Raw genomic sequence first — 12,847 nt, forward strand, 5'->3', positions numbered from 1 at the left:
TAAGGGCTCCGCCTCGCGCTCATCGCCCCGGGCTCAAGCTGTTACGGCCCGGTCTCTCTTCGCGCGCTGCGCGCGCTCATCGCCCAGCGCTCAGCTGTTACGGCCCGGTCTCTCTTCGCGCGCTGCGCGCGCTCATCGCCCCAGGCTCAAGCCTTACGGCCCAAGCTCTCTTCGCGCGCTACGCGCGCTCATCGCCCCGGGCCGGGCGGGCCCGCGAAGGCTTGCGCGATCGACAACCACCGCTGCGCGTCCTCCCCCTCGGCCGTCAGATCGAGCGTCTTCAGCGCACGCCGCTGCGTCACCAGGTAGCAGAAGTCCTCGGCGGATCCGGTCACCCGCTGGGCCGCATCGGACGGCCCCCACGACCAGATGTCGCCGTCGGGCCCGCGCAACTCGACCAAGAAGGGTTCGCTGGGCGGAGTCAGATTGTTGACCACATAGGAGTAGTCGCGAGTCCGGACCCCGAGGTGCGCGATAGACCGAAGCCGCGCAGTCGCGGGTCGTGTGACACCGAGCGCGTCGGCGACGTCGAGACCGTGCGCCCAGGTCTCCATCAACCGAGCGGTGGCCATCGACGCGGCGCTCATCGGCGGACCGAACCACGGCAACTTGCGGCCGTCGGTAACCTTCTGCAACTCGTCGTGCAGGCTTCGCCGGGTAACCCGCCAGTCATTGAGCAGCTCTTCCGGTGGAAGCTTCGCCAGTTCCTCGGCGGCGGCGTCGACGAAACCGCTGGGATCGGCCGCGGCCTCGGTCAACACCTTTGCGAATCCGTCCTCATCGGTGACCGAGAGCAGCGCCACCCGATCGGTCCACAACAGGTGAGCGATCTGGTGTGCGATGGTCCACCCTGGCGCCGGCGTGGCTTTCGCCCACCCCTCTGGGGGCAGCGCCGCCACCAGATCATCGAGCTCGTCGCTCTCTGCCGCCAAGTCAGCGACTATTGGACCCGGACCCGCCATCATTACCTCCCGAAAGGCCTGTTGCAGTCGAGTTGCTCCGTCGGCCGACCAGAGTGTGCACGACGAGTCCGGCCGCGTAGACCACCGACCCGAAGAATACGAACCACGGCGCGCGCCCGTCATCGGGTATCGCTATGGCGGCGACGGCCACTGCGGCGATGAAGGCGACCCAGAACAGAGCGTCTTGTACGGCGAACACGTGTCCTCGCAGCGCGTCGTCGACATCGATCTGCATGGCCGAGTCGGCGCAGAGTTTGACCACTTGACCAGCCAAACCAAGCAGGAAGCCGCACACCACCATCACCGGGAGTTGCAACCCGACGGCCGCAAGCTGGATGGCCGCAGCCGCAGTCAGCGCCCAATTGGCCGTTGCATACCGTCCCCAACGTCGGATCAGCCCAGGCGTCAACACATTCGCCAGGAAGGCGCCCAGGCCGGTGGCTGCGAAGAACATCACCGCGGTGCCCAACCCTTCGGTTTCCCCGCCTCCCAGGTGGTGCACCAGCAACAAGATGATCAGCGAATTGATCCCGACGACCATCCGGTGTGCGGCCAAACCGGACAGCGCCGCACCCACCGACGGCAACTGGACGACGGTCCGCACGCCGTGCACCCAACCGGTGATCACCGCGTAGACCACCGACCCGTGAATGGCCCGCTTGGTGTCGTCCGGGCCCAGTGCCCGTGGAGCGAACCTCAGCGACAACGCCAACGCGATCAACACCGGAACGGCGGCGGTAAAGATCACCACCGATGCCCCGCTGTCGCGTTCGCCCACGATGAGGCGAAGTACGAACATGAAGTTGGCGCCGAGGAAGGCCGAGATCGCTCCCGACGCGATGGCCACCGAATTCATCGTGACCACCTGCTCGCGTGGCACCACGTGCGGCAACGAAGCCGACAGCCCCGAGTTGACGAACCGGGCCAAACCGTTGGCCAGCAGAGCTCCGCACAACAGCAACACGTCGCCGGCGCCCAACGCCAGAATCGAGCCCACCGCGGCGATGAAGGCCAGCCGACCGACGTTGGCACCGACGAGTACCAGCCGCCGATCCCAACGGTCCATCAGTGCCCCGGCGAACGGCCCCAACAACGAGTACGGCAGAAACAACACCGCGAAGGCTCGCGCGATCGACACCGGATCTGTCGCGCGGTCCGGATTGAACAGCAGGGCTCCCGCTAGACCCGCCTGGAAGAGCCCGTCACCGAACTGACTGGTTATCCGAACCAGCAGCAGACGCCAGAAGTCCGGCAGGCTGCGCACCGATCGCCACAGGTCGACGGGTGCGATGGCGTGCGTCCGGCTGCGAATCACAGAACCCATTTCTAATGTCGGGCGCAGGCAAGGCTCGTCGACGCCCGCGGCGCCCCACCCACATTACAAATACTTCTCGACTGCATGATGGGCTCGGGCGTTCTCGCCGATGGTGCGATGATGTTCTGGTGGCACCGCAGGAAGACCCCGAGGACTACATCGCACCTGCCGCCCAACGGGTACGGGCGGGCACCCTGCTGCTGGCCAACACCGACCTCCTCGAACCGACGTTTCGCCGCAGCGTGATCTACATCGTCGAACACAACGACGGCGGCACCTTGGGCGTAGTGCTCAACCGCCCCAGCGAAACCGCTGTTTACAACGTGTTGCCGCAGTGGGCCAAAATCGCGGCGAAGCCGAAGACGATGTTCCTCGGCGGCCCCGTGAAGCGCGACGCGGCCCTGTGTCTGGGCGTGCTGAAGATCGGTGCGGAAGCGGACGACGCGGTGGGCCTGCGACACGTCGCGGGACGCATGGTCATGGTTGACCTGGACGCCGACCCCGAAGCCATCGCACCGCTGGTGGAAGGCGTGCGGATCTTCGCCGGATACTCCGGATGGACCATCGGCCAGCTCGAAGGCGAGATCGAGCGCGACGATTGGATTGTCTTGTCCGGGCTGCCATCTGACGTTCTGGTCGGGCCCAGAGAAGACCTGTGGGGTCAGGTATTGCGCCGCCAGCCGCTCCCCCTGTCATTGTTGGCCACCCACCCGATCGACCTCAGCCGCAACTAGCGGCGCACCCGCCCGTCTAGTGGCACGACAGGGTGCAGGCCGCGCACACGCCGCCGCACGGGCCCTGTTCGGGCTCGGCGGCCGCAGTGCGGCTCAGCGCGTAGCGCGCGCTCTGAAACGACCCAGTAGCCAGCGTGCCGACCGCGCCCACGATGCAGATGATCACGACGACCAGGGCGGCCTGCGCGGGCGCCGCAAACGCGACCACTCCCCCGGCGGCCAGCATCACCCCCGCGGCCAGCTGTGTGGGCGCCATCGCGCGCAGCGCCAGCTGGGTGGGGTCGGCGGGTCGGGGTTGTGACAGGGACCAAGTTCCGAATGTGGCGGCCGCTAGCGCCGCACATATGCACAGCACACCGACGACGAGCATGCGCTCACAATACGAGCTGGCCGACCGTTCCGCTCGTCGGGCCCGACCGTCAGCGACCGGGTACCGGCGCCAAGGTAACCAGTGGCGGCTGGGCCGCAGGGCCGGTGCCGGGTGCGGCGGCACCGGGTGCCACGCCGGTGAGCGGCTGCTGCACCGGTGCCGTTCCGGGAACCGGTAGCTGCCGAGAAGGTGCGGCGGGAGGAGCGACCGGCGCCGACGCCGGTGCCGGCGCGGTGGCGGCGGCGGTTCCCGGCGGCGCAACGCGGAAGCCGTTGACGATGGCGTCCGTGGCCGGGGCATCGCTGACCGCCTGGGTGGCGGCGGTGGTCACCGACAGCGAGACCCAGTACTTGTCGGTTCCGGACGTCGCGATGACGTGGCGCCGCGAGGTGTTGAGCGTCATGTCATTTTCGCGGTATGTGCCCTCGATTTTCGACGAAGGGAAGGTCCCCATGTTCTCCAGCGAGGCATTGGTGGTTTGCCAGGCGAGGAGTTTCTGACTGTCCACATAGCCGTGCGCGATGGCCTCGGCCGGGTCGAAGTCGCCGATCAGTTTGTACACCACTACCTGCGCGTTCGAGGTGTAGATGCTGTTGCCCAATCGGTCAGCGATGACGACGAACGCATCGGGCACGTTGGGGTCGGGGATGTGCATCCAGCGCGGGGGCACCGGAAGGGTGATCTCGAGTGCGTTGAAGCCCTCGGGCCGCTGCGGCTCCAGCCTGACGCCTTTGCTGTGGAAGTAATCGCGCAGCGTGCCCGCGATGGCCGGAGTGTTACTCGGCGGCATCGGCGCTATCCCGGCGGGCGCCGCTGCGGCAGGAGCTGGGGCCGGCGCTACCGCGCCCGGCGCCGGTGCGGCAGGGACGGGGACGGGCGCCGCCGCGGGGGCTGGTGCCGCGGGCGCAATCGGTGCCGCTACGGGCGCCTGCACCGGGACTGGCGCCAGGGCCGGTGCCTGCGCGGGAGCCGGGGCGAGCCTGTTGTTGGCAACGCCGCCGGGCAGCGCGGTGAGGTTCTGGACGGGCGGGGCGCTCAGCTGCGCCGGGCCGGGGGCGGGGATGGGAGGCGCCGGGAATGCTGGATCTGCCGATGCTTTTCCGCCCGCAAGCAGCAGGACGCCGACGAAGCCGGCTGCCATGCCCCCGACGAAGACTCGCCAGGTACGCGCGTTCGTGATCATGTGCGTCGGTCCCTCCAATAACTGGGCGCCAATGCCCTCATTGAGGCTGAATGTAACTACCGCTCGACGGCGTCGACCAGGCTTGAAACAGAGCTGGGATGAACCTCTGATCGGCGTGCAACCCAACCGAGATCAACCCGTGCCCAGCCCAGCGATCCGAGGCCGCGAGAGCCGCCCTTATACCCTGTTTGGCGTGACCGAATCGCCGACCAGCAGCACCGGTAGCGCCGACGCCGCTCAAGAGGTGGCTTCCAGCACGCCGCCGTACCGCTACACGGCCGGACTCGCCGCCACCGTGGAACGGGCGTGGCAGGAGAACTGGGCGCGGCTCGGAACGTTCAACGTGCCCAACCCGGTCGGTTCGCTCGCTCCGGCCGACGGCGGCGCGGTGCCCGAGGACAAGCTGTTCGTCCTGGACATGTTCCCCTACCCCTCCGGGGACGGTTTGCACGTCGGACACCCGCTGGGTTACATCGCCACCGACGTCTACGCGCGCTACTACCGGATGCATGGCCGTAACGTGCTGCACGCGCTGGGGTTCGACTCGTTCGGGCTACCAGCGGAGCAGTACGCCGTGCAGACCGGCACCCATCCGCGGACCCGGACCGAGGCGAACATCGTCAACTTCCGGCGCCAGTTGGGCCGACTGGGGCTGGCACACGACAGCCGCCGTACCTTCTCGACCACCGACGTCGACTTCTACAAATGGACGCAGTGGATCTTCCTGCAGATCTACAACGCCTGGTTCGACACCACCGCCAACAAAGCCCGCCCCATCTCGGAGCTGATCAGCGAGTTCGAATCCGGCGCAAGAAGTCTGGACGACGGCCGGTCATGGCAGGACCTGACGGCGGGGGAGCGGGCCGACATCGTCGACAGTCACCGGTTGGTCTACCGGGCCGACTCGCTGGTGAACTGGTGCCCGGGGCTGGGCACGGTGCTGGCCAACGAGGAGGTCACGTCCGACGGGCGCAGCGACCGCGGCAATTTCCCCGTGTTCCGGAAGCGGTTGCGGCAGTGGATGATGCGGATCACCGCCTACGCCGACCGACTGCTCGAAGACCTCGACCTGCTGGACTGGCCCGAGAAGATCAAGACGATGCAGCGCAACTGGATCGGGCGATCCACCGGCGCGGCGGCGCTGTTCTCGGCCACTCTCGCTTCCGGTGAACGGGCCGGTACCAACGTCGACCTCGAGGTGTTCACCACCCGGCCCGACACCTTGTTCGGTGCTACTTACCTGGTGCTGGCGCCCGAACACGACCTGGTCGACGAACTGGTCACCGAGGCGTGGCCGGACGGCGTCGAGCCATCGTGGACCTACGGGGGGTCCACGCCAGCAGAGGCGGTGGCCGCCTACCGTCGCGCGATCGCCGCGAAGTCCGACCTCGAGCGACAGGAGAGCCGGGAAAAGACCGGCGTCTTCCTGGGTAGCTATGCCACCAATCCGGCCAACGGCGCGGCGGTGCCCATCTTCATCGCCGACTACGTGCTGGCCGGCTACGGCACCGGAGCCATCATGGCCGTCCCGGGCCACGACCAACGGGACTGGGATTTCGCCCACGCCTTCGGTCTGCCGATCCTCGAAGTCATTGCCGGCGGCGACATTTCGGAGGCCGCATACACCGGCGACGGCGTCCTGGTGAATTCCGACTATCTCAACGGCATGAACGTCGCAGAGGCCAAGCAAGCCATCACCGAGCACCTGGAACGCGACGGCAAAGGCTGGGCCCGCATCGAATACAAGCTGCGGGACTGGCTTTTCGCGCGGCAACGTTACTGGGGCGAGCCATTCCCGATCGTCTACGACAGCGACGGCCGCGCACACGCGCTCGACGAGGCGGCCCTACCCGTCGAATTGCCGGACGTAGCGGACTATTCGCCGGTGTCGTTCGATCCGGACGACGCCGACAGTGAGCCGTCGCCGCCACTGGCCAAGGCGACCGAATGGGTGCACGTGGAGTTGGATCTGGGCGACGGGCTCAAGACGTACAGCCGTGACACCAACGTCATGCCGCAATGGGCCGCGAGCTCCTGGTACGAGCTGCGCTACACCGATCCGCACAATTCAGATCGGTTCTGCGCCAAGGAAAACGAAGAGTACTGGATGGGGCCGCGCCCGGACGTGCACGGTCCGAACGACCCAGGTGGTGTCGACCTGTATGTCGGTGGCGCCGAGCACGCGGTGCTGCACCTGCTGTATTCGCGGTTCTGGCACAAGGTTCTCTTCGACCTCGGTCACGTCAGCTCATCCGAACCGTTCCGCCGACTGGTCAACCAGGGCTACATCCAGGCCTTCGCCTACACCGACAAACGCGGGTCCTACGTGCCGGCCGCTGAGGTGATCGAACGTGACGGCGGCTTCGTCTACCCGGGTCCCGACGGCGAGGTCGAGGTCTTCCAGGAATTCGGCAAAATCGGTAAGAGCCTGAAGAATTCGATCTCGCCCGACGAGATCTGTGACGAGTACGGTGCGGACACGCTGCGCGTGTACGAGATGTCGATGGGACCGCTGGAGGCGTCGCGCCCCTGGGCCACCAAGGACGTCATCGGGGCACATCGTTTCCTGCAGCGGGTTTGGCGCCTCGTCGTCGACGAGAACACCGGCGAATCCCGAGCTTCCGACGGGCAGCTGAGCACCGAGACGCTGCGAGCCTTACACCGCACCATCGCCGGGGTCTCGGAAGACTATGCGGCACTGCGCAACAACACGGCGACGGCCAAGCTGATCGAGTACACCAACCACCTCACCAAGCTGAACCTCGACACGGTGCCCAGGGCGGCGGTGGAGCCCTTGGTGCTGATGCTGGCACCGTTGGCTCCGCACATGGCCGAGGAGTTGTGGCACCGCCTGGGGCACGACACGACGCTGGCGCACGGCCCCTTCCCGGAGGCGGACCCCGCCTACCTCGTCGACGACACCGTCGAATACCCGGTCCAGGTAAACGGCAAGGTCCGCAGCCGAATCGTCGTCGCGGCCGACGCGGACCAAGACGCGCTCAAGGCCGCGGCGTTGGGCGACGAGAAGGTGCAGGCGTTCCTGGCGGGGGCGGAGCCACGCAAGGTGATCGTCGTGCCCGGGCGGCTGGTCAACCTCGTCGTCTAGTTCTTTCGGCTTCGCGGCCTACCCTGGCGCTACCCGCGGGCCTCACCGGAGGGCCGAATCACCACCTCGTGGACATGCGCATCCGCCGGTGCGGCAACGGCGTAGGCGACCGCCTCGGCGACCGTCTCGGGCCGAAGAAATTTGGCCGCGTCGTATTCGCCACCCTCGTAGGCGACGAGGTCGTGCTGCATGTCGGTATCGGTGCGGCCGGGGTAGATGGTGGTCACCTGAAGGTCGGGCTCGTCGGCGCGCAACGAATCGGCGAACGCCCGCAGGGCGAACTTGCTGGCCGAATACGACGCGTTGATTCGCGACGCTTTGCGTCCCGACCCGGAGTTGATGAACACCACCTGCCCGCGGGCCTGCCGCAACGCCGGCAACAGCGCGAGCGTAAGAGCAACGGCCCCAATGACATTCACCTCGAAGGTGGCGCGCCACTGCTCAACGGAGGACTCGGAGACGGTACCCGGCAAGGACACGCCCGCGTTGTGCACCAGCACGTCGAGCGTGTCGACCACTTCGCAACTGGCCTCGATCGATTCGCTGTCGGTCAGGTCCAGTGGGAAGGTGGTGGCGCCAAGCCGCTCCGCGACGGCGTCGAGCCGCGCCGAGGGTCGGCCGGCCAACAACAAGGTGTGCGTTGGCGCCAGCGCCGTCGCGATTGCGGAGCCGATACCGCCACTGGCTCCGGTGATAAGTGCGGTGGGCATGCTTTATGCGGTTACCAAGTTACTTGCTGCTCAAACGCTTTCACGCTGCTTGCGGTCGGTGTCGCCGGCCGCGTTGGCGATCGGTTCCCCCGCGGCCAGGCGCTGCAGCGGCGCCAGCGCATGCATCAGGGCGTCGAGGTCGTCGCGGGGGAGTTGGCTGAGCATCGCCGCCAGGGCCGCATGGCGGTTGGCCAGCGACTCTGCGTGCACAGCCCGCCCCTGCGGAGTGATGTCGACCAGGACGGCCCGCAGGTCGGATGGGTCGCGCGAACGCTTGACCAGACCGATCTTCTCCAAGCGGCGAATGGCCACCGTGGTGGTTGGGGTCCGGACCCGTTCGTGCGCCGCCAAATCGGTCATCCGGATGGGACCCAGATCGAGCAGGGTTATCAAGATGGAAAGTTGCGCCAGCGTCAATTCTCCGGCGACCACATTGTTGGGATCGCCCCGGCGCAAGATCGAGAACAGCTTGGATAGCGCGCGGTGCAACCCTTCCGCAAGCTCCGTTACCTCGGGCGCGGTGGGTTCGCTCTCCGCCATAATTCGGCAGTCTAACCTGATTGCTCCGGGTATTTGCTAGTAGACGCGTTCACACCACGATCGATGACGGTTCGAGGTGGTTTCCCGCCGGGTGCAGGCGTATGGGAGTGGGGCACGCAACGTCCTGTGGAGCGAATACCCCCCGCCGGCACAGCTCGGCGAGCATCGTTTGCGCCATCAGCTCCGAGCGGCCGACGCATGCCGCCCGCGCGGCTTCCGGGTCGCCCCGGTGGATGGCGGCGTTCTCGTCTTCATAGAAGGGCAGCACGTCATCGCGGCTGTTCTGGTAGGTCATCCAGAACACTCGGGGGATGAGGTTGTATGACGCGCGGATGGTGGCGTGCAGCCGTGGCCCCGCGTACTCGTCGTTGACCGTGCGTCGGTACTCGCAGCAGAGTTCGGCGAAGTTCCGCGAATCTTTGGCGGTGCGCATCGAGCGCAGCAGCGCGTCGAGCTCCCCGAGGATGCGTGGGGTGGGGTTCGCCGCCGCCCGGGCCGAGGCGATGCCGTTGAGCAGCCCGTCCAGCTCGTGGTGCTCACGGACGGTGGCTTCGTCGAAACGCTCGACGAATGCGCCTCGGTGATAACGCGTGGAGACGATCCCATCGTGTTCGAGCTGGACCAACGCCTCTTGGATGGGCACGCGGCTCACCCCAAGTCCCTGCGCGATCTCGTTGCGATCGACTCGGTCTCCGGTACGGAGCCTCCCCGTCAGCACCAGGTTGAGAATGTGATTCACAACCTGGTCTTTTTCTTTAACCCCGTATTTTTTCGGCATCGGCGCGTTGAAGCCCTCTTTCACCCGTTTCTGCTCAGCGCTCGCAGTTTCTCACGAGTCGCCGTGTCGTTTGAGATGTTTAGCAGATGAAGGGCAGGCAAACGCAAACCAACGGCCCGCAGATCCCCGCCGGGAGGCTCACGGAAGACCGGCGGTTACCGGGCGTCGCGCCACTTAACCAGCTTTTCGGCGGCGCTGAGGTCGTAGTCGGGGCCGTCGCAACCCACCGTCAGCAGCGTGACGCCCAGCCCGACAAGTGCCTCGGCGTCGGCAATCAACTCGCTGTTGTTCTGGACGCCGGCCGATCGCGCGATGGTGGCCGGGTCCCGCCCGACGTCGGCGCAGTGCCGCGCCAGCACTTCTGACTTCGCCGGGAACTCGTCCGCTGAAGTGAAGCTGTGCCACATGTCTGCGTACTGAGCGACCAGCCGCAGGGTCTTGCGCTCACCGCCGCCGCCGATCAGCACCGGGATGTCACGGGTGGGCGGGGGATTCAGCTTGGCCAGTCGAGACTTGATTCGGGGTAGGGCGGCGGCTAGATCGTCCAGTCGGCTACCAGCGGTGCCGAACTCGTAGCCGTACTCGTAATAGTCCTTGTCTTTCCAGCCCGACCCGATGCCAAGGATGAGTCGGCCGTCGGAAATGTGATCGACGGTGCGGGCCATGTCGGCGAGCAGCTCCGGGTTGCGGTAGGAGTTGCAGGTGACCAGGGCGCCGATCTGGATGCGTGATGTCTGCTCGGCCCAGGCGCCCAGCATGGTCCAGCATTCGAAGTGTGCGCCGTCGGGGTCGCCGTACAGCGGAAAGAAGTGGTCCCAATTGAAGGCGATGTCTACGCCGATGTCTTCGCAGCGTCGAACGGCGTCGCGGATCTGGTCGTACTGGGGAGCGTGTTGCGGTTGTAGTTGCACGCCGATGCGGATGGGCAGCTCAGAAGTCATGAGTCCACCGTAAGCTCAGCGCGCGTCAAGCACCTTCCGGACGAGGGCGGTCAAGGCCTGAGGCTGGTCGCTTTGCACCGAGTGGCCGGAGTTCTCGACAACGTGCGCGCCACGGAAATGCCTTGCGCGCTGGCTCAATTCGGCGATGTCCTGTTCGGTGACGAAACCCGACCAGCCGCCGCGGACCAGTGTGATGGGTGCGGACAAAGCGTCGACGTCGTCCCACAGACTCGCGAAGTCGGGAAACTTGCGGATCGCGTCGTAGCGCCACGTCCAGTTCCCGTTGTCGAGTCGACGAGAGTTGTGGAAAACGCCGCGACGCAACGCCTTCACCTCGCGATGTGGGGCCGCGGCGATGGTCAGGTCGAGCATGGCTTGGAAGCTGGGGAATTCGCGCTCCCCGTGCATCAGCGCCACCGTGCCTTGCTGCTCCTTGGTCATCTCCGAGTGCCGCTGCAGGGCCGACGGGGTGACATCGATGAGCATGAGTTCGTTGACGAGTTCTGCCGCGTGGGCGCCCAGCCGTACTGCGGTCAGCCCGCCCAGCGACATGCCGACGACGAATTCGGCGGTGGGCGCCAGTTCGCGTAGCGCAGGCGCCAGTGCTTCGGCATTGAGCTGCGGTGAGTAGTCTCCGTCCTCGCGCCAGGCCGAGTGGCCGTGGCCGGGTAGATCCACCGCGAGCGCCGGTTCGCCGAGGCCGACGATCACGGTGTCCCAGGTGTGGGCGTTCTGACCGCCACCGTGCAGGAAGACGATTCGCGGCTCGGCGGTGCCCCAGCGCAGCGCGCTGATCTTGGCGTCACCCGATCCCACCTCGACCCGCTCAACGTGGGGGAGGGGACCCGTGACACCCGCCTGCTCGGCGTTCTCGGCCAGCAGCGCGAATTCAGTGAGGCCGGTCAGTTCGTCGTCGGAAATCTCGGTCACGGCATCGACTTTACGAGCCGTGCCCGTCATGAGCCGTCAGCAGCCGCGCCGAACGTCACGTTGGGGTGACGCTGCGCGTCGGCCGTCGCTCTGGCGTGACGCTCGGCGGTAGCGTCCGCCGGCCGCCCGCCGCTAGGCGCCCGTGGCTAGGCGCCCGCGATGAACTCTTCGAGCTGGGTGCGCGCGACGTCGTCGGGCAGCTGCTCCGGCGGGCTCTTCATCAGGTACGCCGACGCCGGGATCACCGGGCCGCCGATACCGCGGTCCTTGGCGATCTTGGCCGCGCGGACCGCGTCGATGATGATGCCGGCCGAGTTCGGCGAGTCCCACACCTCGAGCTTGTACTCCAGGTTCAGCGGCACGTCACCGAAGGCACGGCCTTCCAGGCGCACGTACGCCCATTTGCGGTCGTCGAGCCAGGCGACGTGGTCGGACGGGCCGATGTGGACGTTCTTGTCCTCCACCTTTCCGGCCAGCGAGCCGGTCAGGTTGGACGTCACGGCCTGGGTCTTGGAGACCTTCTTGGACTCGAGGCGCTCGCGTTCGAGCATGTTCTTGAAGTCCATGTTGCCGCCGACGTTGAGCTGGTAAGTGCGGTCCAGCGTCACGCCGCGGTCTTCGAACAGCTTGGCCATCACGCGGTGGGTGATCGTCGCGCCGACCTGGCTCTTGATGTCGTCGCCGATGATCGGCACGCCGGCGTCCTTGAACTTCTTGGCCCAGACCGGGTCGGAGGCGATGAACACCGGCAGCGCGTTGACGAAGGCCACGCCGGCGTCGATGGCGCACTGGGCGTAGAACTTGTCGGCCTCCTCGGAGCCCACCGGCAGGTAGGAGACGAGCACGTCGACCTTGTTGTCCTTGAGGACCTTCACCACGTCGACCGGCTCGTCGTCGGACAACTCGATGGTGTCGGCGTAGTACTTGCCGATCCCGTCGAGCGTCGGGCCGCGCTGCACCACCACGTTGGTGGGCGGCACGTCGGCGATCTTGATGGTGTTGTTCTCCGAGGCGTAGATGGCGTCCGACAGGTCGAAGCCGACCTTCTTGGCGTCCACGTCGAACGCGGCGACGAACTTGACGTCGCGGACGTGGTACTGGCCGAACCGCACGTGCATGAGGCCGGGCACCGTCGAGGTGTCGTCGGCATTCTGGTAGTACTCGACGCCCTGGACCAGCGAGGACGCGCAGTTGCCGACGCCAACGATGGCGACTCGTACCTCGGTTGACGCCTGCGGCGCGTTCTGCTCACTCATTACGGCGTTTCTCCTAACCTCA

At 66.6% G+C, this 12,847-nt stretch carries 12 protein-coding genes; 2 read left to right on the forward strand and 10 right to left on the reverse strand.

Going from position 1 to position 12,847, the window contains the following annotated elements:
• Positions 1–188: 188 nt before the first annotated feature.
• Both G6N68_RS27975 and G6N68_RS27980 read right to left on the reverse strand, forming a co-directional pair.
• Positions 189–962: a TIGR03084 family metal-binding protein gene (locus G6N68_RS27975; protein WP_163719397.1), complete on the reverse strand. Its 774-nt coding sequence runs from the start codon at positions 960–962 to the stop codon at positions 189–191.
• On the reverse strand, positions 934–2,286 hold the full coding sequence (locus tag G6N68_RS27980; RefSeq protein ID WP_163719398.1) for an MFS transporter: 1,353 nt from the start codon (positions 2,284–2,286) through the stop codon (positions 934–936). Before G6N68_RS27980 ends, G6N68_RS27975 begins: the two co-directional genes overlap by 29 nt.
• A 116-nt stretch (positions 2,287–2,402) precedes the next feature.
• On the opposite strand from G6N68_RS27980, the gene G6N68_RS27985 reads away from it, so the two are divergent.
• On the forward strand, positions 2,403–3,011 hold the full coding sequence (locus G6N68_RS27985; RefSeq protein WP_163720010.1) for a YqgE/AlgH family protein: 609 nt from the start codon (positions 2,403–2,405) through the stop codon (positions 3,009–3,011).
• Positions 3,012–3,027: 16 nt separating this feature from the next.
• Here G6N68_RS27985 and G6N68_RS27990 read toward each other — a convergent pair whose 3' ends face one another.
• Both G6N68_RS27990 and G6N68_RS27995 read right to left on the reverse strand, forming a co-directional pair.
• Positions 3,028–3,381 carry a hypothetical protein gene (locus tag G6N68_RS27990; protein ID WP_163719399.1) on the reverse strand — a complete coding sequence of 118 codons (354 nt, stop codon included), beginning with the start codon at positions 3,379–3,381 and terminating at the stop codon, positions 3,028–3,030.
• A gap of 49 nt (positions 3,382–3,430) precedes the next feature.
• A complete protein-coding gene (locus tag G6N68_RS27995; RefSeq protein ID WP_163719400.1) occupies positions 3,431–4,564 on the reverse strand; it encodes an LpqN/LpqT family lipoprotein in 1,134 nt (377 codons plus the stop codon).
• 193 nt (positions 4,565–4,757) lie between these two features.
• Here G6N68_RS27995 and leuS point away from each other — a divergent pair, with 193 nt between their 5' ends.
• Positions 4,758–7,670 carry a leucine--tRNA ligase gene (leuS, locus tag G6N68_RS28000; RefSeq protein ID WP_163719401.1) on the forward strand — a complete coding sequence of 971 codons (2,913 nt, stop codon included), beginning with the start codon at positions 4,758–4,760 and terminating at the stop codon, positions 7,668–7,670.
• A 29-nt stretch (positions 7,671–7,699) separates the two neighbouring features.
• On the opposite strand, the gene G6N68_RS28005 is transcribed toward leuS, so the two are convergent.
• From G6N68_RS28005 to G6N68_RS28030, 6 genes are all read right to left on the reverse strand, one after another.
• Positions 7,700–8,380 (reverse strand): SDR family oxidoreductase, encoded by a 681-nt coding sequence (locus G6N68_RS28005; protein WP_163719402.1) that lies wholly within the window; start codon positions 8,378–8,380, stop codon positions 7,700–7,702.
• A gap of 30 nt (positions 8,381–8,410) precedes the next feature.
• Positions 8,411–8,920 (reverse strand): MarR family winged helix-turn-helix transcriptional regulator, encoded by a 510-nt coding sequence (locus tag G6N68_RS28010; RefSeq protein WP_163719403.1) that lies wholly within the window; start codon positions 8,918–8,920, stop codon positions 8,411–8,413.
• A gap of 49 nt (positions 8,921–8,969) precedes the next feature.
• On the reverse strand, positions 8,970–9,698 hold the full coding sequence (locus G6N68_RS28015) for a GntR family transcriptional regulator (RefSeq protein ID WP_163720012.1): 729 nt from the start codon (positions 9,696–9,698) through the stop codon (positions 8,970–8,972).
• Between the two features lie 155 nt (positions 9,699–9,853).
• The gene (locus G6N68_RS28020) at positions 9,854–10,639 is read right to left on the reverse strand and encodes an LLM class F420-dependent oxidoreductase (RefSeq protein ID WP_163719404.1); all 786 of its coding nucleotides are present in this window, start codon (positions 10,637–10,639) and stop codon (positions 9,854–9,856) included.
• A gap of 15 nt (positions 10,640–10,654) precedes the next feature.
• Positions 10,655–11,569: an Rv0045c family esterase gene (locus G6N68_RS28025; RefSeq protein WP_240355953.1), complete on the reverse strand. Its 915-nt coding sequence runs from the start codon at positions 11,567–11,569 to the stop codon at positions 10,655–10,657.
• A 146-nt stretch (positions 11,570–11,715) separates the two neighbouring features.
• Positions 11,716–12,825: an inositol-3-phosphate synthase gene (locus tag G6N68_RS28030; RefSeq protein WP_163719406.1), complete on the reverse strand. Its 1,110-nt coding sequence runs from the start codon at positions 12,823–12,825 to the stop codon at positions 11,716–11,718.
• Between the last annotated feature and the right edge of the window lie 22 nt (positions 12,826–12,847).

Source organism: Mycobacterium bourgelatii (assembly GCF_010723575.1).
Taxonomy (GTDB): domain Bacteria; phylum Actinomycetota; class Actinomycetes; order Mycobacteriales; family Mycobacteriaceae; genus Mycobacterium; species Mycobacterium bourgelatii.

Excerpts from the sequence above, each read along its gene's own strand:
- G6N68_RS27975 (WP_163719397.1), bottom strand. The coding sequence starts at position 962 with ATGGCGGGTCCGGGTCCAATAGTCGCTGACTTGGCGGCAGAGAGCGAC.
- G6N68_RS27980 (WP_163719398.1), bottom strand. The coding sequence starts at position 2,286 with ATGGGTTCTGTGATTCGCAGCCGGACGCACGCCATCGCACCCGTCGAC.
- G6N68_RS27990 (WP_163719399.1), bottom strand. The coding sequence starts at position 3,381 with ATGCTCGTCGTCGGTGTGCTGTGCATATGTGCGGCGCTAGCGGCCGCC.
- G6N68_RS27995 (WP_163719400.1), bottom strand. The coding sequence starts at position 4,564 with ATGATCACGAACGCGCGTACCTGGCGAGTCTTCGTCGGGGGCATGGCA.
- G6N68_RS28005 (WP_163719402.1), bottom strand. The coding sequence starts at position 8,380 with ATGCCCACCGCACTTATCACCGGAGCCAGTGGCGGTATCGGCTCCGCA.
- G6N68_RS28010 (WP_163719403.1), bottom strand. The coding sequence starts at position 8,920 with ATGGCGGAGAGCGAACCCACCGCGCCCGAGGTAACGGAGCTTGCGGAA.
- G6N68_RS28015 (WP_163720012.1), bottom strand. The coding sequence starts at position 9,698 with ATGCCGAAAAAATACGGGGTTAAAGAAAAAGACCAGGTTGTGAATCAC.
- G6N68_RS28020 (WP_163719404.1), bottom strand. The coding sequence starts at position 10,639 with ATGACTTCTGAGCTGCCCATCCGCATCGGCGTGCAACTACAACCGCAA.
- G6N68_RS28030 (WP_163719406.1), bottom strand. The coding sequence starts at position 12,825 with ATGAGTGAGCAGAACGCGCCGCAGGCGTCAACCGAGGTACGAGTCGCC.